The organism is uncultured Azohydromonas sp., from assembly GCF_937926365.1.
Classification (GTDB): Bacteria; Pseudomonadota; Gammaproteobacteria; order Burkholderiales; family Burkholderiaceae_C; genus Azohydromonas.
Map to the genome: position 1 here is coordinate 1 of NZ_CALAOH010000218.1, position 21517 is coordinate 21517.

The 21517-nt window shown below is 71.0% G+C and carries 19 protein-coding genes; 6 read left to right on the forward strand and 13 right to left on the reverse strand.

Features of this window, described 5'->3' with window-relative positions:
• Positions 1–216 precede the first annotated feature (216 nt).
• The 3 genes from galK to Q0741_RS24015 are packed head-to-tail and all read right to left on the reverse strand — an operon-like array spanning position 217 to position 4224.
• The gene (gene galK / locus Q0741_RS24005) at positions 217–1317 is read right to left on the reverse strand and encodes a galactokinase (RefSeq protein ID WP_298235718.1); all 1101 of its coding nucleotides are present in this window, start codon (positions 1315–1317) and stop codon (positions 217–219) included.
• Positions 1317–2408: a galactose-1-phosphate uridylyltransferase gene (galT, locus tag Q0741_RS24010; protein ID WP_298235719.1), complete on the reverse strand. Its 1092-nt coding sequence runs from the start codon at positions 2406–2408 to the stop codon at positions 1317–1319. The genes galK and galT overlap by 1 nt, the downstream gene beginning before the upstream one ends.
• Positions 2409–2439: 31 nt before the next feature.
• Positions 2440–4224 (reverse strand): glycoside hydrolase family 2 protein, encoded by a 1785-nt coding sequence (locus tag Q0741_RS24015; protein ID WP_298235720.1) that lies wholly within the window; start codon positions 4222–4224, stop codon positions 2440–2442.
• 158 nt (positions 4225–4382) lie between these two features.
• Between Q0741_RS24015 and Q0741_RS24020 the strand changes: the two genes are divergently transcribed.
• The 4 genes from Q0741_RS24020 to Q0741_RS24035 all read left to right on the forward strand — a co-directional run bounded on the left by Q0741_RS24020 (position 4383) and on the right by Q0741_RS24035 (position 7606).
• The gene (locus Q0741_RS24020; protein WP_298235721.1) at positions 4383–5342 is read left to right on the forward strand and encodes a CvpA family protein; all 960 of its coding nucleotides are present in this window, start codon (positions 4383–4385) and stop codon (positions 5340–5342) included.
• A gap of 85 nt (positions 5343–5427) precedes the next feature.
• Positions 5428–5955 (forward strand): C40 family peptidase, encoded by a 528-nt coding sequence (locus Q0741_RS24025; protein ID WP_298235722.1) that lies wholly within the window; start codon positions 5428–5430, stop codon positions 5953–5955.
• Between the two features lie 354 nt (positions 5956–6309).
• The gene (locus Q0741_RS24030; protein WP_298235723.1) at positions 6310–6999 is read left to right on the forward strand and encodes a response regulator transcription factor; all 690 of its coding nucleotides are present in this window, start codon (positions 6310–6312) and stop codon (positions 6997–6999) included.
• 97 nt (positions 7000–7096) lie between these two features.
• Positions 7097–7606 (forward strand): GAF domain-containing protein, encoded by a 510-nt coding sequence (locus tag Q0741_RS24035; RefSeq protein ID WP_298235724.1) that lies wholly within the window; start codon positions 7097–7099, stop codon positions 7604–7606.
• Positions 7607–7622: 16 nt separating this feature from the next.
• Here Q0741_RS24035 and Q0741_RS24040 read toward each other — a convergent pair whose 3' ends face one another.
• Positions 7623–8024: a hypothetical protein gene (locus Q0741_RS24040; RefSeq protein ID WP_298235725.1), complete on the reverse strand. Its 402-nt coding sequence runs from the start codon at positions 8022–8024 to the stop codon at positions 7623–7625.
• A 211-nt stretch (positions 8025–8235) separates the two neighbouring features.
• On the opposite strand from Q0741_RS24040, the gene Q0741_RS24045 reads away from it, so the two are divergent.
• Positions 8236–8505, forward strand: coding sequence for a PAAR domain-containing protein (locus tag Q0741_RS24045; RefSeq protein ID WP_298235726.1), 270 nt, complete (start codon positions 8236–8238; stop codon positions 8503–8505).
• 6 nt (positions 8506–8511) lie between these two features.
• Here Q0741_RS24045 and Q0741_RS24050 read toward each other — a convergent pair whose 3' ends face one another.
• The 9 genes from Q0741_RS24050 to Q0741_RS24090 all read right to left on the reverse strand — a co-directional run bounded on the left by Q0741_RS24050 (position 8512) and on the right by Q0741_RS24090 (position 19381).
• Positions 8512–9744: an EAL domain-containing response regulator gene (locus tag Q0741_RS24050; protein ID WP_298235727.1), complete on the reverse strand. Its 1233-nt coding sequence runs from the start codon at positions 9742–9744 to the stop codon at positions 8512–8514.
• Between the two features lie 56 nt (positions 9745–9800).
• A complete protein-coding gene (locus Q0741_RS24055; RefSeq protein ID WP_298235728.1) occupies positions 9801–11603 on the reverse strand; it encodes an ATP-binding protein in 1803 nt (600 codons plus the stop codon).
• 213 nt (positions 11604–11816) lie between these two features.
• Positions 11817–14600, reverse strand: a complete 2784-nt coding sequence (locus Q0741_RS24060) for a SpoIIE family protein phosphatase (protein ID WP_298235729.1) — start codon at positions 14598–14600, stop codon at positions 11817–11819.
• Between the two features lie 12 nt (positions 14601–14612).
• Complete coding sequence (locus Q0741_RS24065; protein WP_298235730.1) at positions 14613–15410, reverse strand: ABC transporter substrate-binding protein; 798 nt, start codon at positions 15408–15410, stop codon at positions 14613–14615.
• A 196-nt stretch (positions 15411–15606) separates the two neighbouring features.
• Complete coding sequence (locus tag Q0741_RS24070; RefSeq protein ID WP_298235731.1) at positions 15607–16719, reverse strand: aldose 1-epimerase; 1113 nt, start codon at positions 16717–16719, stop codon at positions 15607–15609.
• A gap of 109 nt (positions 16720–16828) precedes the next feature.
• Positions 16829–17167, reverse strand: a complete 339-nt coding sequence (locus tag Q0741_RS24075) for an STAS domain-containing protein (RefSeq protein ID WP_298235732.1) — start codon at positions 17165–17167, stop codon at positions 16829–16831.
• 67 nt (positions 17168–17234) lie between these two features.
• The gene (locus Q0741_RS24080; protein ID WP_298235733.1) at positions 17235–17540 is read right to left on the reverse strand and encodes an Hpt domain-containing protein; all 306 of its coding nucleotides are present in this window, start codon (positions 17538–17540) and stop codon (positions 17235–17237) included.
• Complete coding sequence (locus Q0741_RS24085) at positions 17527–17928, reverse strand: response regulator (RefSeq protein WP_298235734.1); 402 nt, start codon at positions 17926–17928, stop codon at positions 17527–17529. Before Q0741_RS24085 ends, Q0741_RS24080 begins: the two co-directional genes overlap by 14 nt.
• A 31-nt stretch (positions 17929–17959) precedes the next feature.
• Complete coding sequence (locus Q0741_RS24090) at positions 17960–19381, reverse strand: ATP-binding protein (RefSeq protein WP_298235735.1); 1422 nt, start codon at positions 19379–19381, stop codon at positions 17960–17962.
• A 552-nt stretch (positions 19382–19933) separates the two neighbouring features.
• Between Q0741_RS24090 and nifB the strand changes: the two genes are divergently transcribed.
• Positions 19934–21517 (forward strand): nitrogenase cofactor biosynthesis protein NifB, encoded by a 1584-nt coding sequence (gene nifB, locus Q0741_RS24095; protein WP_298235736.1) that lies wholly within the window; start codon positions 19934–19936, stop codon positions 21515–21517.

Consider the following 21517-nt stretch of genomic DNA (forward strand, 5'->3'; position numbering starts at 1 on the left):
TCCCGTGTGAAAGTAGGACATCGTCAGGCTAATATCCCCGCCAAACGCCCCGACCATCCCCTGGTCGGGGCGTTTTGCCTTGCGGGCCTGAAATCCTCGCGGGCCTCGGAAAAACTGCCGTCATCCCGGCGAAAGCCGGAATCCATGCGCGCTGAAACCTTTGTGGAAATTGGGGCACCAGGTCAGGCGCCCGCGGCTACGGGATGGCGTTTCTTGTCAGCCCTCGCCCTCGTCTTCGAGTTCCGGCACCAGCGCCCGCCCGTGGCCACCGCCCGCCGCGTAGGCCGGCAGCACCGCACGCGCCACGTCTTCCTGCATCCCGGCTTGGCACAGCGCCACGCAGGCGCCGCCCCAACCCGCTCCGGTCATGCGCGCGCCGAACACGGCCGGGTGCTGTTGCAACAGCTCCACCAGGCGGTCCACTTCAGGGACCGAGACCTCGTAGTCGTCACGCAGGCTCGCGTGCGAGGCGTTCATCAGCGTGCCGAAACCCCGCGCGTCGCAGCCTGCCGCGGCTGACAGCACGCGCTGGTTCTCGCTCACCACATGCCGCGCGCGGCGGCGCAGCGTCTCGTCGCCGAGTTGCTCCACGGCCGAGACGTACTCCACGTCGCGCAGCGCCGGCACGCCCAGCGCGGCGGCGGCGGCCTCGCACTCGGCCCGGCGCTGGTTGTACCCGCTGGTGGCCAGCGAGCGGGCCACGCCCGAGTCCATCACCAGCACCGAGCTGCCTTCGGGCAGCGGCACCAGCTGGCGGCGCAGCGTGCGCGTGTCCAGGAACAGCGCGCTGCGCGTGTCGGCCAGGCTGGAGGCCATCTGGTCCATGATTCCGCAGCGCACGCCGGCATGCTCGATCTCCGCCCGCTGCGCCACCTGCGCGATGCGCACGTCGTCCAGGTCCAGCTCCAGCAGCTCGCGCAGCGCGCGCAACACCGCCACCTCCAGCGCCGCGCTGGAGGACAGGCCCACTCCGATGGGTACGTCCGATACCACCAGGATGTCCAGCGCCGGCACTTGGAAACCCTCGTGCGCGATCTCGATCAGCGTGCCGCTGACGTAGCGCGCAAAGGGGTTGTCCTGGCCCATGGGCGCGTCCGTGCCGGGCGCGAACTCCACCGTGCGGCCATAGGCCACGGCATGCACCCGGCTCTTGGCGCCGGGGCTGCGCCGCATCGCCACGCGCGTGCTCTGCGGGATGGCGATGGGCAGCACGAAGCCTTCGTTGTAGTCGGTGTGCTCGCCCAGCAGGTTCACGCGGCCCGGCGCGCGCGCGTAGACCTCGGGCCGGCTGCCGAAGACGTCTTGGAAAGTGGTCATCAGAACCTCGCTTCCACCTGTTGCAGCTCCGCCGCCTTGTCCTCCGGCAGCGCGTCCATGGCGAAGAAGCCGGCGGCGATCTCGGTGCCGGCCAGGTACTTCAGGCGCTCGCGCGTGCGGTAGGGCGGGTAGATCTGCGCATGCAGGTGCCATTCGGGATGGGGTTCGCCGTCGGTGGGCGCCTGGTACCACGCCATCAGGTACGGGAAGGGCCGCTGCCACAGGCCGTCGTACTTCAGCAGCACGGTCTTGAGAGCGCGCGCGAGATCGGCGCGCTGCGCGTCCGACAGCCGGGTGAAATCGCGCACCGGCTCGATGGGCGCGATCCACACCTCGTAGGGATAGCGCGCGCACACCGGCACGAAGGCCGTGGCGTGCGGCCCCTGGTAGAGGATGCGCAGGCCGTCCTGCAGCTCGGCCTGGATGTGCGCGGCCAACAAGCCTTGGCCGCGCTCCTCCCAGTGCGCCAGCGCCTGCTGCTGCATGCGCGCGGGCACCGGCGGCAGCACCGGATAAGCGTAAATCTGGCCGTGCGGGTGGTGCAGCGTCACGCCCACCTCGGCGCCGCGGTTCTCGAAGGGCAACACGTAGGCGATGCCCTGGCGCTGGCCCACCACGCGCGTGCGGTCGCCCCACACCTGCAGCAGCAGCTCGATGTGCGGCAGCGGCAGGGCACCCAGCGAGCCCTTGGGGTCCTTGGCGAACACGACCACCTCACACTGCCCGGACGCCGGCGCGCTGGGCACGATCAGCGGCGGCGCCTCGGCCGCGCCCGGATGCACCGGTGCCAGCGAGGGGAAGCGGTTGTCGAACACGGCCACGTCCCAGGGCGCATCCGGCAGCTCGGTCGGGTTGGCGGGATCGACGGTGACGGCCAGCGGGTTGTACTCGGGCGGCGGCAGGAAGGTGCGGCCCTGGCGGTATGCGGCATAGGTCACCCACTCGCCGCGCAGCGGGTGCCAGCGCAGGTGCGGCGTGCCCGCCAGCGGTTCGGCGAAGGGGCTGGGCGCGGCGATGTCGCCTTCCAGCGGCGCCTGCGCGTACAGCGTCAGCCGCCGGCCATCGGGCTTGAGGAGTTCTCGGCTGTACATGGACTTCGGCGCTCCGGGGCGGTTGCGGCGCTCAGACGACGCCGGGGATGTGGGTGGCGGAGATCTTCGTCGCGGCCGCGATGCGCTCCAGCGGGATCTTGGGCGTGCGGTCGGCCGTCAGCAGCCCGTTGGCTTCCTGGAAGGTGTCGGCGAACTGCGTGTAGCAGAAGCCGCTGAACAGCGCCGTGTGGATGATGGTGTGCAGCAGCGCCTCGTACTGGCGCGCGAAGGTCTCCTCGTCCATGGCCGAGCTGTAGCCCCAGGTGGAGGTCACGCCGGCTTCGGGCTTCTTGATGAAGCGGATGCCGCCGAACTCGGTGAGCATGATGGGCTGGCCACGGTGCGGGTAGCCGTCCAGCGTGAGGATGCGCCCGCCGGGACGGCGCCGGTCGAAGAGCTGGTCGGTCTTGTTCTCGCCGCCGTAGCGCTGGCGGATGTGGTCGAGATTGGCGTCGTAGTCGTGGATGCCGATGATGTCCGTGGCGCTCGATTCCCAGCCGTCGTTGCCGATCACCGGGCGCGTGGCGTCGAGCGTCTTGGTCAGGTGGTAGAGCGCCTCCACCGCGTGGCGGTGCTCGCGCACGGCGGTGAGGTCGGGCACGCCCCAGCTCTCGTTGAAGGGCACCCACACGATGACGCAGGGGTGGCTGTAGTCGCGCTCGATCGCCTCCGTCCACTCGCGGATGAGCCGCCTGATGGCGGTGCGCGTGAAGCGGTAGGGCGAGGGCATTTCCTCCCACACCAGCAGCCCCAGCCGGTCGGCCCAGTACAGGTAGCGCGGGTCCTCGATCTTCTGGTGCTTGCGCACGCCGTTGAAGCCCATGGCCTTGGCCAGCTCCACGTCGCGCCTGAGCGCCGCGTCGTCGGGCGCGGCCAGCAGCGTGTCGGGCCAGTAGCCCTGGTCCAGCACCAGGCGCAGGTTGTAGGGGCGGCCGTTGAGCATGAAACGGTCGCGCAGGATCGTGACGGTGCGCAGCGCGGTGTAGGACGTGAACTCGTCGAGCACCGTCTCGCCGTCGAGCAGCCGGATGCGCGCGTCGATGAGCGTGGGCCGCTCGGGACTCCACAGCAGTTCGTTGCGGTAGTCGTCGATGCCGGGGTCCGACAGCACCACGAAGCGGTCCACCTCGTGCTGCACCACGCGGTAGCGGTCGCGCGCCAGCAGCCGCTCGCCATGGCGGAGCTCGACCTCGACCGAGAGGTCGTCCCCGAGCTCGTTGCCGGCGATGCGCGCCTCGAAGCCGATCATGTAGCCCTCGACCTTCGGGGTCCAGCGGATCTTGTCGATGTAAACGCGCCCCACGCGCTCGATCCACACCGTCTGCCAGATGCCGGTGGTGCGCGGGTACCAGATGGAGTGCGGCTCCAGCTGCCAGTCCTGCTTGCCACGCGGCTTGGTGAGCTCGTGCGGGTCGTCGATGACCTGCACCGTGATGCGCTGGCGGCCGTCGGGAGCGAGCATGCGCGTGATGTCGGCCCAGAAGGGCGTGTGGCCCCCCTCGTGCATGGCGGCCAGGCGGCCGTTGACCCAGACGCGGGCCTGGTAGTCCACGGCGCCGAAACGCAGGATCACGCGATCGTTGCCGGGCGCGACGTTCACCTCGCGCTCGTACCAGCAGCACTTGTGAAAGCCGCGGTCGCCGATGCCGCTGGCCGCGGACTCCGGCGGGTACGGCACCTGGATTTGCATCGGCCAGTCGCTGATGTCGGCCGGCGAGGCATAGCGGCCCTCGTCATCCCAGCAGAAGCGCCATGGGCCGTTGAGGGATTGCCATTGCTTGCGCTGCAGCTGCGGTCGGGGATAGCCGAAATCCACGGGATGCTTCTCCGTCAGGGCGGGAACTCAGGCCGCCCGGCTGGGCGGTGGCGAGTCTCAGGCGCGGCAAGCCTTATGCCCAGCATGGCCCTGGCCCGCCGCGGGCACGGTGCCTGCCAGCGCGGCGCAAGCCTTGCCGCAGTCTCCCTGAACGCACCATGCCGGCCCTGAACCTCGTCGATGTCCTGCTGGGGCTGATCGTGCTGCTAGGTGCGTGGGGCGGCTGGCGCCGCGGCTTCATCTTCGCCGCGCTGGAACTGGTGGCCCTGAGCGCGGCGCTGGCGGCGGCACTGTGGGGCTACGCACGTGCGGCGCCGCTGCTGCAGCCGACGCTGGACGAGGTGTGGGCGCGGCCGCTGGCCTTCGTGCTGCTGTTCGTGGGGGTGCGGCTGCTGCTGGGCTGGCTGCTGCTGCATCGGGCTCGGGCCTTGCCGGGGCAGGCGCATACGCACAAGCTGAATCGCGCCCTGGGCCTGCTGCCGGGGCTGGCCAACGGGCTGATCGACGCCACGCTGGCCGTGCTGCTGCTCCTGGCCCTGCCGCTGCCTGGCGACCTGGGCATGGCGGCGCGTGACAGCCGCTTGGCGCAGCGGCTGGCCGTGCCGGCGCAATGGGTGGAGGCCAAGCTGGGACCGGTCTTCGACGAGGCCGCCGGCCGCACCTTCAACCTGCTGACGGTGCGGCCGGAATCGGACGAGCGCATCGAGCTGTCGTTCCGGGTGAGCGATCCGCGCCCGCGACCCGAGCTGGAGGCGCGCATGCTGGAACTGGTGAACCGGGAGCGTGAGAAGGAGGGCCTGCGCCCGCTGCGTGCCGACCCGGAAGCCGCCAAGGTGGCGCGGGCCCACTCGCGCGACATGTTCGCCCGCGGCTACTTCTCGCACATCGCGCCCGAAGGCGCCGATCCGTTCGACCGCATGCGCCGCGATGGGCTGCGCTTCCTGCTGGCCGGGGAGAACCTGGCGCTGGCGCCGACGCTGGAGCTGGCCCACCGCGGGTTGATGAACTCGCCCGGCCACCGCGCCAACATCTTGCGGCCGGGCTTCGGACGCGTGGGCATCGGCATCCTCGACGGCGGACGCCGCGGGCTGATGGTGACGCAGAACTTCAGGAACTGAAGGCCGTGCCTCGACGGTTGCCCGCACATCGACGCAGCGGCCGGCCGCGTTGCCTGCGCCCGGACGTGCCGGGACAATGGTCCGCATGCCTGCTTCATCCGCTCCCGTACTGATCGTGGTGGCCGTGGCGGCCGCGCTGCTGCAGGGCTGCGCCACCACGCCTTCGTCCTCTTCCACTGCCAGGACCGCGCCCGGCACGCCGCGCGTGCTGCTGCCCTCGGGAGGCAGCTCCAGGCTCAGTGCCGACCAGGCGCGCGACGCCACGGTGTACGCGCTCGGCTTGGTCGGCACGCCGTACCGTTACGGTGGCAATACGCCGGAGTCGGGCTTCGACTGCAGCGGGCTCATCGCCCACGTTTACCACCGCGCCGCCGGCGTGATCTCTCCACGCTCCACCGCCGGGCTGCGGAACTGGGGCGGCGACGTGCCGCTGGAAGAACTGCGCAGCGGCGACCTGGTGCTCTTCGGCGCCTCGCGCACGGTCACGCACGCCGGGATATTCGTCGGCAACGACCGCTTCGTGCACGCCCCCTCGACCGGCGGCCAAGTGCGCCTGGAGCGCTTCAGCACGCCGTACTGGTCGCGGCGCCTGCTGGCCGTGCGCCGGCCCTGACACACCGCGGCTGGGACCCCGGCCGAGACGAATTACAACATACACGTAACTGCCGCCCATCCCAACGGACCCTGAATGGCGATGCCTCAGTTCGCCAAGGTCCAGGGCCTGCCTTTTCCTGGATCGCTCTTGTGTTTCCTTGCATGGGCCCGTCGCGTCCGGAGAGGAAGGTGATTGGTTTTGATGAAACCTTGTATGTGGTCCTGTATTGCGGAAACACGCTCCTGCGGCGCGTGACGGCGGCAGGGCGCCGAAGTCGGCAAAGCTACCGGTAGGCGTCTGGAATCAGCCTGAGAGGCTTCAGGCGCGTGCGCTATCCTGCTTCGTTCCTATCCGAGAAGTTCCGCACATTCCATGCACATCGGCATCGCAGAAGACGACCCCGACCAGCAGGATCTCTTGCGCCTGTGGTTGGAGAGCGCGCAACACAGCGTCGCCGCTTACGGCACCGTGGCGCAGTACATCGAAGCGCTCAAGCGCGAACGCTTCGACATGCTGCTCATCGACTGGATGCTGCCCGACGGCACCGGCGCGGACCTGCTGCAATGGGCCCGCGGCAACCTGGGCTGGGAAACGCCCATCCTCGTGCTGACCGCGCGCGACGACGAGGAAACGGTGGTGGAGGCGCTGCAGGCCGGCGCGGACGACTACGTCGTCAAGCCGCCCAAGCCCGCGGAGCTGCTGGCGCGCGTGGCGGCGCTGGGCCGGCGCGTGCGCGCCAACGCGCTGCCGGTGCTGCGCCTGGGGGCCTTCGAGATCGACATCCAGCGCCAGCGCCTGTCCATCGACGGCCATCCCGTGGTGCTGACGCAGAAGGAATTCGACCTCAGCGCCTACCTGTTCCAGAACCCCGGCAAGCTGCTGTCGCGCGATCACCTGCTCAACAAGATCTGGGGCCTCAACGCCGAGGTCGATACCCGCACCGTGGACACCCACATCAGCCGCCTGCGCAAGAAGCTCGGCCTGGACGGCAGCAAGGGCTGGAAGCTCGTGCCGGTGTACGGGGTGGGCTACCGCTTCGAGCGCATCGAGCTCCCGGCCTGAGGCCGCCGCGTCAGCCCGCACCCCAGCCCTCAGGCCCATGCAGTTGAGCAAGCAACCAGTATCGCTGCACCGCGGCGCCACGGGTCACAATCGCACCATGGATGAACTGGTCGAACCGGGCGGGGCCCTGATGCCGCCCATTCCCCCGGACGACGCCGAACGCCTGGCCGCGCTGTGGCGCACCGGGCTGCTCGACTCCCCGCCCGCCGAATGCTTCGACCGGATCACGCGCTCGGTGGCGGCGCTGCTGCGGGTACCCATGGCCGCGGTGTCGCTGGTGGACCGCAAGCGCCAATGGTTCCTCTCCCGCGTGGGCCTGGCGCTTGCGCAGACGCCGCGCGACATCGCCTTCTGCAGCCACGCCGTGGCCGCGCGCCGCCTGCTGCGCGTGTGCGACGCGCGGCTTGACCCTCGCTTCGCCCACAACCCGCTGGTCACCGGCGAGCCGCATGTGCGCGCCTACCTGGCCGTGCCGCTGCTGGATGCCGCCGGCCACGCCCTGGGCACGCTGTGCGTGCTGGACCGCGAGCCGCGCGAGTTCAGCACCGAGGAGCAGCAACTGCTGCAGCGCTACGGCAAGGCGCTGGAGCGGCTCATCCGGGGCTGAAGCCGCGCGGCTCCTCTCAACAGGCGAGGGATTCGAGAAAGCGCAGCCCGTCCGGCGCCTCGACATGGGCCGAGGCGGCGCGCACCGCCAGGCGCTCGCCGTTCCTGAACTCGAAATGCGCCTCGACGGCGCCGGCCGAGGCATAGGGCAGCGGCAGCGAGCGCCGCGGCCCGGTTTCCTCCTCGCGCCATTGCACCTGCGCCAGTGGACCGATGCAGGCCGCCAGCAGCCCGCCATCGTCTTCCCAGCGCGCCCGGTCGAAATGCAGCTCCAGCGCCGGCACATAGCCCTCGTCGCCACCGGCGCCCGCCGGGTGGGCCAGGCGGCGCACATGCGCGGCTGAAAACCGCAGGCACAAGCCGTCGCCACGCGCCCCGACGGCAGCCACTTCGGAATCGGCAAACACGAGCTCATGCATGACCATGCCGGCACTCTACGCCCGGGCAGGACAAAACGACGGGGCGGTCCAGGAGAAAGCAACCGTGCGCGCCGCCCTCCGCGCTTGCTACCGTGCAGTCGCCCGTGCCCACCGCGGCGGCGCGGAACCTCCGGCACGAGACGCCATGGCCGCGCGGCGCGCGCCCGCGGGGTTGAGCACGAAACGGGACCAGAAAGGAGAAGCAGCCTTCATGAGCAAGGACGTCATCCGACTCGGCGACCCGACCAGCCACGGCGGCGCGGTCGTCTCCGTCAGTGCCCGGCACTTCACCGTGGACGGCCTGCCCGTGGCCCGGGTGGGCGACCGCTGCACCTGCCCCGTCAAGGGCCACGGCGTGTGCGTCATCGCCGAGGGCGATCCCAACTTCACCATCGGCGGGCTGCCGGTGGCCTTCGACGGGCACCGCACCTCCTGCGGCGCGACGCTGCGAAGCACGGCGCGCGGCTTCGGGCGCGGCTGAGCCGCCTCAGGCGGCCGCCGGCCCCACCTGCTGCCCGCGCAACCACTGGCGCAGCGCCTCCATGGGCATGGGCGGCGCCAGCAGGGCACCCTGTACCTCGGTGCAGCCGGCCGCCCAGGCCGCTTGCAGCGCCGCCTCGCTCTCCACGCCTTCGGCCGCCACGCGCAGGCCCAGGCCGTGCGCCAGGCCGGCACAGCAGGCCACGAGCGCCTGCCGGCCCGTGTCGGCATCGAGGCCGGCCATGAGCGAGCGGTCGATCTTGATCTCCGAAAACGGCAACTGCGACAACTGCAGCAGGCTGGAGTGCGCGCTGCCGAAGCCGTCGATGCACAGCCTGAAGCCCAGCAGCCGGTAGCGCGAGACGGTCTCGATCAGCGCGCTCAGGTCCGAGGCCGCATCGCTTTCGGCCATCTCGATGGTGATGCCGGACGGGTCGATCCCGCTGTCGCGCACGATCTGCTGCAGCGCGGCGCAAAAGCCCGGCTTCGCGAGCAGGTGCAGCGGCACGTTGATGGAGGCGCACAGCGCCAGCTTCTCCTTCAGGCACCGCGCCAGGAACGCGCAGGTTTGGCGCGCCTGCGCCAGCGTGGCCGCCTCCAGCAGGTGATGCCGCCGCAGCGCGGGCACGAGCTTCGCCGCGGCCAGCACCGTGCCGTCCTCGGCCTCGGCGTGCATGAGCGCCTCCACGCGCACCACCTCACGGCCGTCGATGCGCAGTTGTGGCTGCAACCAGGTCTGCAGCCGGCCCTGCTCGATCAGGGCGAGCAGCTGCCGCGCCGTCGGCTCCGGCCCCTCCACCCGCGCGGAAAACGCGGTCGCGTGGCGGTGCGCGCGCAGCGCCTGCGCAACCTCTCCCTGGGCCGTGGGCTGTTGCAACCAGCCCGCCACTTGCAGGCCGCAAGCGCGCGCCATGGCCTGCGCGCTGTGCAGCATGGCGCGCGGCTGGCGCGAGGAGAAGAACAGCGCCGGCGCATGCGCATCACCCGCGAGCAGCCGCATCAGCTGGAACGCGTCGCCGTCTTGGAAGCCCAGGCTGCACACCAGCACGTCCGGCGGCGCCGCCTCGCAGTACAGGCGCAGCAGCAGCAGCTGCACGCTGCTCGGCAACACCTCCACCTCCCAGCCCTCGGCGGCCAGCTCCGCCGCGAGCTGCCCGGCATGACCGGCGTTTCCCACCAGCAGCCAGGCGCGGCCTGGCCCGGCCACGGAGGCCGCGGTTTCGTCAAAGGGGGCGGACATCAACACTGCCTTGTCTTTCACCGCCAGGACGGCGGGTACTGCGTTCATCAAAAGCTTCAGGGCTCGGTGTCGCCCGTGCCGGCCGGCCCGACGCAGAAGGCCGCGGCAGCCGGCGCGTGCCGGGGCGGCAGCCGCAACCGGGCCCGCGTGCCGTGGCCGGGCTGCGACTCGATGTGCAGCGAGCCGCCCAGCAGCTCCGTGAGCTCCCGCGCCAGCGGCAGCCCCAGGCCCGGGCCATGGCTGCCCAGCGCGTCGTCCACCACGGCCTCGGTGGCCGAGCGCGTGAAGAGGGTGGCGAGCTGCGCCGGTGCCATGCCGGTGCCACTGTCCTCCACCAGGATCTGCACGCCGGCGTCCTCAGCCGAGAGCGAGACCCGCACGACGCCGCGCTCCGTGAATTTCAGCGCATTGGTCACCAGGTGGTTGAGCAGCTGCAGCAGCCGCGCGCGGTCGGTGACGATGGTCTGCTCGGCATCACCGTCCACGTGCAGCTCCAGCACCAGGCCGCGGCACTCGGCGGTGGGCTGGTGCACGCGAATCAGCTCCCGCAGCAGCGCAGGCAGCCCCACCGGCTCCAGCTGCAGCCCCAGGTGCCCGGACTCGATGCGGGCCAGCTCCATGAGCGTGCTCAGCAACACGCGCAGGTGCTCGGCGTTGTGATGCACGACGGCGCCGAACTCGCGCGCCTCCGGGTCGGTGGAGGTGTCGCGGATGAGCTCGGCGTAGTTCAGCACCCCGTTGAGCGGCGTGCGCAGCTGGTGCGAGACGCTGCGCAGCAGGCGGCCCCGCATCTCGTTGGCCGCGGTCGCCTGCTGCTCGCTGCGATGCAGCCGCTCCAGCAGCGCCTGGCGCCGCCGCTCGGCACGCAGCAGCAGCCCCAGGAACGCCAGCAGCACGGCCGACAGCAGCGCCGCCACGGCAAACAGCTCCGTCCGGCGCTCCTGGATCTCGCGCTCCAGCAAGTCCATGCGCAGGCTGCTGAAGGCCACCAGCCCGTAGGTGTCCAGGGTGTGGAAGGCGTAGAGCCGGTCGTGGCCATCGGTGGGTGAGCGCGCGACCATGGTGCCGCTGCTCTGGCGCAGCGCCTCGCCCATCAACGTGCTGCCGCCGATGCTGTGGCCGATCTCGTGTTCGGTGCCTGCCGTGCGGGCGCGCACCAGGCCATCGAAGCCCACGAGCATCACGTCGCCGCCGCCGGCGTCCTCGCGCGTGCGTCTGAAGCCCGTGAACACCTCCGGCGCCAGCGACGCCACCACCACGCCCACGAAGCGGCCGTCATCGTCGGCCACGCGGCGGGTGATCTGGATGGAGGTCTTGCCCGAGACGCGCCCGACCACGGGACGGCTGATGACCAGACGGTCGGCGCGGCCCTCGGTATGCACGCGGAAATGCTCGCGGTCGCGCAGGTTCACGCGCTGGAAAGGCTGCGAGGCATCGACCACCTCCCCATCGGCGCCGACCACGGTCAGCAGGTGGTTCTGCGCGTCGGGCAGGTCGCCGCGGCGCAGGCTGGCGGCAATGTCGATCCGGGCTCCTTCGCGCTGGAACTCGCGGCGCACGAAGCGCAGCACCTGGTCGGCCCTCGCCAGCGTGAACTCGGTGTGCGCGGAAAAGTTGCGCGCCAGGTGCTCCATGCGCGAACGGGCGCGCTCCATCGCGGCCTGCGCCTGCGTGCCCGCCTCGATCACGGCCCAGGCCCACAGGGCCAGCACCAGGCAGACGAAGAAGCCGATCAGCGCGCCGCGGAACGACACCCGCAGCCACCTGGACGGCGCTTCCTTGCCCGGCCCGGCCGCGGCTGCCGGCGCGGACGCTGGCACGGCCACGCAGGCGGAGGACAGGAGAACGGGAGCACTCACGGGTGGGAACGGCGCGGCACCGGCTGGGGCGGCACGGTGCGGTCAGCCAACGCGCGCCGGTGGGCTTGCGCAAGTCGTGTCGCTGTGCCAGGAACTACAGGCCGGCGCCATGCCAGCCACTGACAGGCACTGTAGAAAGGGGGGACGTAATAAATCGTTGCAAGACTGTGACGCCTGCACTTGCGCCGGCGGCCGCGGCGCCGGGGTCGGGCGCTAGCGCCGAAGCTTCATCGCGGGTTCCGGCGCGATCTGCCGGCACGGTCCGGGTGGACGCCGGTGCGTCAGCCGCACGGTGTTGAGCCCGCGGTCGTGCAGGTGCTCCACCTTGTCGGTGGCCGAATGCATGATGTACATGCCGAAGCCGCCCTCGGGGTAGTGGTCGAGCTCACCCAGCGGTAGCGGATCGGGCGCATCGAAGGCCTCGCCCAGGTGCACCAGTTCCACCACCAGCGCCTCGTCCTCGATGCGCACGACCAGCTCGATGGGCGTGTCGCTCGGCCGGCCGCAGCCATGGCGCACGATGTTGGTGAAGGCCTCCACGCAGGCCACCACGAACAGCGACGTTTCCTCCTCGCCCAGCCCGGCCTGGCGCGCACGGAACTCCACCAGCCCGCGCACGTGATGGAGCGCGTCCAGCTCCGCCGGCAGCTCCCGCCGGCTGCGCAGCGGCTCGCCCAGCGTGCGCATGGCCAGCGCCATGGTGAGGTCGTCCTTGAACACCGCGCCCAGCCTGTGCAGCCGCTGGCGCACCAGGTGCAGCAGCGCCGCGGGCGTGCGCACGAACTGCAGCAGCTCCGTCACCAGGGCCGTGATCTGCTCGCGCCCCATGCGGCTGCCGTCGGGCAGCAGCGCGTCCACGGCGCCGTCGGAGCACATGAACAGCGCCTCCTCGGCGCCGATGTCGATGGTGTCCTGCTGGAAGCTGTCCTCGTCGAGCACGCCCAGCGGCGGGTGCTGGTTGGACAGCAGCCGCAGCGAGCCCTGGGCCGACACGAGCATGGGCTCCTCGTGGCCGCAGCCCACCCAGGTCAGCTTGCCGGCGCGGCTGTCGATGCGCAGGTGGCACAGCGTCACGAAGGCTTCGAGCTGCTGCAGGTTGGGCGTGAGCGCGCGGCTGACCGCGCCCACGATCTGCGCCGGCGAGGGCAGCTCGTCGCGGTGCTCGGGCCGGGCCATGAGCTCGGCCAGGCAGCGGCTGATCTGCATCTTGGTGGCCGCGCCGATGAGCGCCGCGCTCACGCCCTTGCCCATGACGTCGCCCACGACGATGTCGATGCCGCGGTCGCCCAGCGGCAGGAACTCCACGAAATCGCCGTCGATGCCCTGCGAGGCCTGGTTGAAGGTGCTCAGCCACAGCCCGGGCACGCGCTGATCGGGCGACTGCACCAGCAGCGTCTGCTGGATGCGCGCGCCGATGCGCAGCTCGCGCTGGCGCGCGCGCTCCAGCTCCTTGAGCGCCAGGCGCCGCGACGACACGTCCTCCACGATGCCCAGCATGAACGCGGGCTGGCCGTCGGCCGCGCGCGCCAGCGAAGCGTTCAGGCGCACCCACACGTAGCGCCCGTCCTTGCGCCGGTAGCGCTTCTCCTGCGTGAGGCTGCCGATCTCGCCGTTGAACAGGCGCTGGATGTTGAGCAGGCTCGCGGCATGGTCGTCCGGGTGCACCAGCGCCTCGGCGTTGAGCGCCAGCATCTCGGCCTCGGTGAAGCCCAGCAGCGTGCACAGCGCCGCGTTCACGCGCAGCAGCCGTCCCTCGGGGCTGCGTTCGAGCATGCCCACGGCGGCCTGCTCGAAGGTGGCGCGGAAGCGCTCCTGGTTGCGCTCGATCTCGCCATGCGCGGCCAGCAGCTTGCGCTGCGTCGCGCGTTCGCGGCGTATGCCGCGCTCGGCCACCAGGCCCAGCACCGTCAGCAGCAGGCACACGCACACGCCCACGGCGCCGAAGATCATGGCGCGCTCCAGCCACTGCTGGCGCAGCTGCGCGTAGGGCTGCTCCACCAGCACCACCAGCGGCCAATGGCGCGAGGTGCGGAACGCGCCCACGGCGACGTGGCCGTCGCTGCCCTGGTCGATGTAGCTGCCATGCTCGCGCCGCGGCAGCCACTGCCGGAACGGCGGCAGTTGCGCCAGCGACTGTCCCGGGCGCAGCTCGGGCTCGTTGGTGCTGATGAGCTGGCCCTGCAGGTCCGTCACCAGCGGGCGCAGCGGGGTATCCGCCACGGCCAGCTCGTGCTGGGTGGCGAAGTAGTCGCCGTTGAGCAGCGCCACCAGCCACAGCTCGCGTCCGTCCTCGCGCTCGACGCGGCGCACCAGCGGCAGGGCCACCGCGCCCAGCGTCAGGGGCTGGCTCAGGCTGAGATCACCCAGATCGCGCACGGGCAGCAGCGGGCCCAGCCACTCGCGCGCCATGCCGGTGGCGCCGGTGGCGCCGCTGCGCACCAGGCGCAGCAGATCGACGTGCCGCGTCAGGTCCGAGGCCGTGGAGCTGCTGAGGATGCGGCCCTGCGTGTCCACCACCGAGAGGCTGCGCAGCGAGGGCTGCCCCGTCAGTTGCTCGCCCAACAACTGCGACACGGCATGCGCGTCGTACCCGGACGCGCGCAGCAGCGAGGACTCCGACAGCACCCGCAGCGTGCCGCTGACGCTGCCGATGGTGCGCGTGGCGTGGCCTTCGATGACGCGGGCATAGAGCTCGGCCTGCACCATGGCGCCGCGGCGGAACTCGATGCGTTCGTACAAGGACAGCCCGAAGACCACGCCCAGCACCAGCGTGCACAGCAGCCACACCGCCGCGCGCAACTGGCGCCGCCGCGCGCTGAGCATGCGCGCCGAGGCCGCCCAGGAGGCGGGCTCGGCGCCGCCGCCGCCCGGCAGGAAGCGCCAGCCGGTCGCGGCATCCTCCGTGTCGGCGGCGGCCGAAACATCGGCCTGCGGTAGCGGCACCGGCCGGGCCGTGCGCGAACGGCCGCGGCGCGGGAGCAGGGAATGCGGGGACACGAGCACGCGCGCTTACCTGGCGACCACGATGTCGCCCAGGCCATAGCGCCGCGCCGCGGCCACCAGCCGCCCGTCGCGCTTGATCTGGGCCACGAAGCGGTCGATCTCGGCCAGCCACTCCTCGTCGCCGGGCTTGGCGGCGTAGGCGTAGGGCAGCGGATGCCAGGGCAGCGGCGGCGCCACCAGGCGCGCCCAGTCGGCGTTGTCCAGCAGCCGGCGGCTGTAGGGATAGTCGGTCATGAACACGTCCACGCGCCCGGACTCGAGCTCCTGCTCGCGCGTCCGCGGCGGGCTGATCACGACCAGCCGCGCCTGCTTGAGCGCCTCGGCCATCACCGGCGCCATGAAGGTGCCCGCCTGCACCGCCACCTTCACCCCGGGCTGGTCGATGTCGCTCCACTGGCGCACCGTGCGGTGCGTGCGGGTGGTGATGCCATAGATGTCGCTTTGCAGGTACGGCTGGGAGAATTTCAGCTCCCTGGCGCGCTGCGGCGTCACGCCCACGGCATGCATGGCCACGTCGCAGCGATCGCCCACGAGGTTGTCGACGAGCTTTTCGAAGGAGGACTCGACGTACTGCAGCTTCACGCCCAGCGCGCGGGCAAACTCGGCCGAGAGCTCGATGTCGATGCCCGAGAGCACGTCGCTGCGCGGGTCGCGGAACGTGATGCCGTAGTAATCGGGCCAGATGCACACGCGCACCGTGCCGGTGGACTTCACGCGGTCCAGCACCGTGCCGGCCGAGCAGGCCGCGGCGCACAGGCTCAGCGACAGCGCGACGCAGGCGCCAGAAAGACGTTGGAGATTCATCGGACGGGAAGGGCGGCGGCCCGGCACCGTCCCGAGGACGACGCGGCGGCGAGGCTGCCGGCGGGAACGCCGGCGGCCGGCAACCCGCGAACATAGCCCAGGCCGGCCGGGCCGCCGCCGCGGCTCAGGGCTCGCGCTGCCCGCATCGAGTGCAAAGTTCACGCGGTCCAGGCAGCCTCCGGCGCCGCCCGCCGCCTCAGCGCGGGCCCGGCTGGAACAGGCTCAGCCGAACCCGGTACGCCACGGACTCGCCCGGCGCCAGCCATGCCATGCCCTTGCCCCGCGGCTCGTTCCACAGCGGCCCGAAGGGATCGGCCCAGTTGAGTTGCGGCTCCAGGACCACGAAGGCGCGATCGGGCGGCGCGAAGGTCTGGATGGCGCTGACCTCCGGCGAGGACGAGGCCACCCGCAGGCCATAGCCCGCCTGCGCATCGATGAGCTCCACCACGGTCTCCCCCGCCGGGGTCTTCCGCAAATCCACGAAGCAGTCGTCCAGGTACAGCCCGCCCAGGGCCGCGCCGCCCGGCGCCGAGAAGTCGTAGGGCGTGCCGGCCACGGGCAGCAGCCGCCCGGTGGGCAGCACCTCGTCGTAGTCGTTCACCTCCAGGCGCGTGCGCGCCGGCAGGCACAGCCGCGCCTGCTCGCGCGCCCCGCTGGGCAGCGCGAAATAGGGGTGCCAGCCGATGCCCATCGGCTGCGCCTCCTCGCCCACGTTCGTGGCGGTGATGTCGATCTCGAAGGCCGTGGCGCTCAGCCGCAGCCGCAGTTCGACGTCCGTGTCCGAAGGCCAGCAGCCGCCGAAGTCCCCGGCGCGGATCACGGCACGCGCGGCGTCGCCGTCCGCACCGGGCACATGCTCCAGCTCGTCCACCGCGCGGTCCAGGATCAGCCCGTGGATCGCGTACTGCTCGGCCCCCGGGGCTTGGCCGCCCCCGTTGGCGAACAGGCGCCGCCCCTGGCCGGCGATGGTGGTGTCCAGGGCGCGGTCCGCGGCCGAAAAGCGGCCGCGGATGCGGTTGGCGAAGGGCAGCAGGAAGGCGCCGCCGTACTTGAACGAGTTGTTGCCGCTGCGTCCGGGCGGCCCGGCATCGAGCGCGGCCCGCGCCTGCGCCAGCGGCGGCGCATGCAGCAGGTCCACCTCGCCGCGCCCCGGCAGCGCGGCGCGCAGCTGCCAGACCATCAGGGCCCGCCCGGGCAGCAGCTCGGCCCCGGTGAAGCGGGGCGCCTCGCGCCCCGCGGATGCTTCGGCGCCGCCGGGGCTGCGCAGGTGCAGCACGGCCAGCCCGTTCTCGTCACTGGAATTGCCCACAGCCTCTCCTTTTCGGCAGCGTGACCCGAGCGGGTCGCGGGCAAGCGCAGTGCCGCGGGCCGGTCAGCCTGCCGCCGGAGCGCACGTCCGGCGGCCGTCGGCGCCGCGCTCAGCCGAAGGAGGCGACGGCTTCGGCGCGGGTCTCGTGGATGTTGAAGACGCGGTGCATGCGCATGAGCTCGAACAGCGCGCGCACGGTGCGCGACATTTCGCACAGCCTGAAGTCGCCCTTGCGGCCGTTGAGCTGGCGCAGGCAGGAGATGAGCGCGCCCAGGCCCGAGCTGTCCACGAACTTCACGCCCGCCATGTCGAGCACCACGCGGGTACGGTCCTGCATCAAGGACTGCACGGCGTCGCGGAACTCGCGCACGTTGCTGGCGTCGAGGTTGTCCTCGCGCAGTTCGATGACCAGCACGTCGTGGCCTTCGACTCGTCCGTTCAGTTCCATGGGGTAAAGAGCTACTGCATTGGTGAAGGGTCAGGCGCCATCGCGAGCGCACGTGACATTGTGACGCTCAGGCCAGGGTGACACCCGCGGCCATGAGGCAGCTCCGCAGCCGCTCCAGCGCCTGCGCCAGGGCCGCGGCGTCGCCGGCCACGGCGGCGCGCTCACCCTCGCGCGCGGCCTGGCCCAGCGCATGCAGCCCAAAGCTGCCAGCCACGCCGGCGAGCTGGTGCAGCACGGCGGCCTGGGCAGCGGCATCGCGGGCCTCCTGGATGTCGCGCCAGCGCTGCGGCAATCCGGCCATGAAGCGCTCGCGCAGCCGCTCCAGCGCGGCCTGTACCGACGGCGGCGCCTCGGACGGATCAGGCAAGGACATGGCGGCCCCGCCCGTGCTCCCAGTACGGCAGGATGTCCTTGGGCAGCGTCATGGGGTCGAAGGGCTTGACGATCAACCCCGTGGCGCCGTGCTGCAGCAACTGCTCCAGCTCGTCGGGCATGGCCTTGGCCGTCATGAACACCACCGGCACGCCGCGCATGCATGGCATCCCGCGCAGCGCGGCCAGGGTTTCGGGGCCACTGAGGTCGGGCATCATCACGTCCAGCAGCACCAGGTCGGGCCGGAACACCGGCGCCTGCTGCAACGCGCTGCGCCCGCCGGGGCACATGCACACGTCGTAGCCGCCCACCGTGGTCAGGCTGAATTCCAGAATCATGCGGATGTCGGCGTCGTCCTCGACGCACATCACGCGGCGCAGCTCGCTCATCGCGTGCCTCTCTCCTGCTTGCTCTGTCTATCTACCCATGCGGCACCGGCGCGGCCTCGTCCACCGGGAACCAGATGCTGAACGAGGCCCCGCTGTCCACGTCGTCGGCGGCGATGCGCCCGCCCATGCGCTCCACCAGCATGCGCGTGATGTACAAGCCCAGTCCCGTGCCGCCCTGGGCGCGGCGATCGGTACCGTCGGCCTGCGAGAACTTCTCGAACATGCGCGCACGAAAGCGTGGGTCGATGCCCGGGCCGCGGTCGCGCACCGTCACGCGCGTGCCCTGTGGCGAGGTCCAAAGTTGCACCTGCACCGTTTCGCCCGCGGGCGAATGCTTGATGGCGTTGGACAGCAGGTTGGCCATCACCTGCTGGAAGCGGTCGGCATCGAGCCGCACCTCCACGGCCGCGGCGTCCAGGCCCTCGGCGGCGAGCTTGACGCCGGCGCGATCGGCATAGCCCTGGTTGGCCGTGAGCGCCTCGCGCAGCAGCGGCGCCAGCAGCTGCGGGCGCTGGTGCAGCACCAGGCGGTCGCCTTCGAGCTTGGTCAGGTCCAGGATGTCGTCGATGAGCCGGCTCAGCCGCGTGCCGTTGCGCCGCGCCACGTCCAGCAGCGACAGCGCCGGCGCGGGCAGCGCCCCGGCCGCGCCGCCGGCCAGCAGCCCCAGCGCGCCCAGCACCGAGGTCAGCGGCGTGCGCAACTCGTGGCTGACGGTGGCCAGGAACTCGTCCTTCATGCGCTCGACCTGGCGCTGCTCGGTGAGGTCGCGCAGCACCAGCGTGAAATGCACGCGCCCGTGCTCGCGCCATTCGCTCAGGCCCACTTCGGCCTCGAACTCCTCGCCGCCGACGCGGCGCAGCCGGCACTCGCGCTGCGCCAGCAGCGCGTTGAGCTCCATGCCGAAGAGGGCGCTGCACGGTGCCCCGTTGCCCAGCGGCTCGCCGCGCAGGTCCGCCAGGGTGCGCGCGGCGCGGTTGAATTCCTCCACGCGGCCGGCCGCGTCCAGCGTCAGCACGGGGTCGAGGATGTTGTCGAGGATGTCGCTCTGGCGCTGCGCCAGCGAGGAGAGCTGGCCCTGCAGCGCCAGCACGTCGCCGTAGTGGCGCAGCTTGGCCTCCAGCAGGCCCGGGCTCACCGGGCGCGCCAGGAAGTCGTCCGCGCCGTTTTCCAGGGCGTGGATGAAATGCTCCTCGCCCTGCAGCGAGGAGGTCACGATCACCGGCATCCAGCGCCCGCCATCGAGCTCGCGCATGCGGCGCGTGACCTCGAAGCCGTCCATGTCGGGCATCAGCAGGTCGAGCAGCACCAGGTCCGGGCGGCAGTGCTGCAACAGCGCCAGCGCCGCCTCGCCGCTGTCGGCGCCCACCGCCACGTGGCCCAGCGTCACCACCAGGTCGCACAGCGAACGGCGCGACTCGGCGATGTCGTCGACGACGAGGATCTGCAGTTGCATGGGGAAGAAGCAGGGACGGTCAGGCAAAACAGGCCCGGCCGGGAGGCCAGGATGGGGCGGCATCCTAGGCGGGCCCGGCAGCGCAGCACCGCGGCGCGCGTACATAAAGGCCATGTTTGACAAAGCTGTCACAACTCCGGGGCGCACTTGGCCTCTAATGGCGCGCATCGCAGGCCCCGGGCTGTCCTGAAGCGACCCAGCTCCCAACGGCCTGCAGCCCGCCACGCGGCCGGACGGTTCCAGCCGCCGGGCCCGCCCGCTTTCCTCCCTGGCGCCCAACGGCGCTTTCCCCGCCCGGTGATCCGACGATCATCGGGCGGATTTTTTCTGCCCCGCCCACGACGGCCGGGCGCAGCCGCCGCCCCGCGCACCTAGCGCATCCCGGGCGCACGCCATTCGATCCAGATCAACAGGCATCGTCGCGGCACCTTGTCGCGATTGTTCGAATGCTCACATCCGCGCTACGCGCTAAGCCTTTGATTTGATTGTGTTTGCGGGTTGGCATGGCTCTGGCAATGGGAGGCTCACTTTCCGGCATCCCAGAGGCCCGTCATGTCCGACAGCACCGCATTCATTTCGATCGAGGGACTGAAGAAAGGCCGCAAGGCGCTCAGCGAGGTCCAGGAGACTGCCGCCAGCGGTTGCGGCAGCACCGGTGGTTCCGGCAAGTCCAGCTGCGGCTCTTCCGCCGGCCCCGAGGACATGCCCCCGGAGATCTGGGACAAGATCAAGAACCATCCCTGCTACTCCGAAGAGGCCCATCACCACTACGCCCGCATGCACGTGGCCGTGGCCCCGGCCTGCAACATCCAGTGCAACTACTGCAATCGCAAGTACGACTGCTCCAACGAGTCGCGCCCCGGTGTCGTCAGCCAGAAGCTCACGCCTGATCAGGCCGTCAAGAAGGTGCTGGCCGTGGCCAGCGAGATTCCGCAGATGACGGTGCTGGGCATCGCCGGCCCCGGCGACGCGCTGGCCAACCCCAAGAAAACCTTCGACACCTTCCGCATGCTCGCGGAGCAGGCCCCCGACATCAAGCTGTGCCTGTCCACCAACGGCCTGGCGCTGCCGGAGATGGTCGATGAGATCTGCAAGTACAACATCGACCACGTCACGATCACCATCAACATGGTCGATCCGGCCGTGGGCGAGAAGATCTACCCCTGGATCTTCTGGGACCACAAGCGCGTCACCGGCTATGAGGCCGCCCGCATCCTGCACGAGCAGCAGATGAAGGGCCTGGAGATGCTCACCGCGCGCGGCGTGCTCACCAAGATCAACTCCGTGCTCATCCCCGGCATCAACGACGAGCACCTGTTGGAGGTCAACCGCGAGGTCAAGAAGCGCGGCGCCTTCCTGCACAACATCATGCCGCTGATCTCCGAGCCCGAGCACGGCACGTACTTCGGCCTCAACGGCCAGCGCGGCCCCAGCGCGCAGGAACTCAAGGCCGTGCAGGACGCCTGCATGGGCGGCGCCAATCTCATGCGCCACTGCCGCCAGTGCCGCGCCGACGCCGTGGGGCTGCTCGGCGAGGACCGCTCCGACGAGTTCACGCTCGACAAGATCGAGCAGATGGAGATCGTCTACGACCTCGACAAGCGCCGCGCCTACCAGCAGTCGGTGGAGGCCGAGCGCCAAGCCCAGCACGAGGCCAAGGAGGCCGCGCTGGCCGCCAGTGCCCGAGACGACGGCGTCGATGCCGACATGAAGGTGCTCATCGCCGTGGCCACCGAGGGCCATGGCAAGGTCAACCAGCACTTCGGCCACGCCACCGAGTTCCAGATCTACGAGGTTTCCAAGGCGCAGGCCACCTTCGTCGGCCACCGCCGCGTGGACCTGTACTGCCAGGGCGGCTTCGGCGAGGACGAGCAGCTGCCCTCGATCGTCAGCGCCATCAACGACTGCCACGCCGTGCTGGTGTCCAAGATCGGTGCTTGCCCGCGCGACGAACTCACCGCCGCCGGCATCGAGCCCGTGGACCGGTACGCGCACGAGTTCATCGAGAAGGCGGCCCTTTCCTGGTTCGCCGAGTACCGCCAGCGCATCGCCCGTGGCGAGATCACCCACCAGCCGCGCGGCGACGCGCGCATCCGCCAAGGCGCCTACACGGGCGGCGCCGAAGCCGCGGCCTGA

Excerpts from the sequence above, each read along its gene's own strand:
- Q0741_RS24085 (WP_298235734.1), bottom strand. The coding sequence starts at position 17,928 with ATGAGCGAGCTGCGCCGCGTGATGTGCGTCGAGGACGACGCCGACATC.
- Q0741_RS24065 (WP_298235730.1), bottom strand. The coding sequence starts at position 15,410 with ATGAATCTCCAACGTCTTTCTGGCGCCTGCGTCGCGCTGTCGCTGAGC.
- galT (WP_298235719.1), bottom strand. The coding sequence starts at position 2,408 with ATGTACAGCCGAGAACTCCTCAAGCCCGATGGCCGGCGGCTGACGCTG.
- Q0741_RS24035 (WP_298235724.1), top strand. The coding sequence starts at position 7,097 with ATGGATGAACTGGTCGAACCGGGCGGGGCCCTGATGCCGCCCATTCCC.
- Q0741_RS24020 (WP_298235721.1), top strand. The coding sequence starts at position 4,383 with ATGCCGGCCCTGAACCTCGTCGATGTCCTGCTGGGGCTGATCGTGCTG.
- galK (WP_298235718.1), bottom strand. The coding sequence starts at position 1,317 with ATGACCACTTTCCAAGACGTCTTCGGCAGCCGGCCCGAGGTCTACGCG.
- Q0741_RS24075 (WP_298235732.1), bottom strand. The coding sequence starts at position 17,167 with ATGGAACTGAACGGACGAGTCGAAGGCCACGACGTGCTGGTCATCGAA.
- Q0741_RS24040 (WP_298235725.1), bottom strand. The coding sequence starts at position 8,024 with ATGCATGAGCTCGTGTTTGCCGATTCCGAAGTGGCTGCCGTCGGGGCG.
- nifB (WP_298235736.1), top strand. The coding sequence starts at position 19,934 with ATGTCCGACAGCACCGCATTCATTTCGATCGAGGGACTGAAGAAAGGC.
- Q0741_RS24050 (WP_298235727.1), bottom strand. The coding sequence starts at position 9,744 with ATGTCCGCCCCCTTTGACGAAACCGCGGCCTCCGTGGCCGGGCCAGGC.
- Q0741_RS24045 (WP_298235726.1), top strand. The coding sequence starts at position 8,236 with ATGAGCAAGGACGTCATCCGACTCGGCGACCCGACCAGCCACGGCGGC.
- Q0741_RS24080 (WP_298235733.1), bottom strand. The coding sequence starts at position 17,540 with ATGTCCTTGCCTGATCCGTCCGAGGCGCCGCCGTCGGTACAGGCCGCG.
- Q0741_RS24090 (WP_298235735.1), bottom strand. The coding sequence starts at position 19,381 with ATGCAACTGCAGATCCTCGTCGTCGACGACATCGCCGAGTCGCGCCGT.
- Q0741_RS24030 (WP_298235723.1), top strand. The coding sequence starts at position 6,310 with ATGCACATCGGCATCGCAGAAGACGACCCCGACCAGCAGGATCTCTTG.
- Q0741_RS24025 (WP_298235722.1), top strand. The coding sequence starts at position 5,428 with ATGCCTGCTTCATCCGCTCCCGTACTGATCGTGGTGGCCGTGGCGGCC.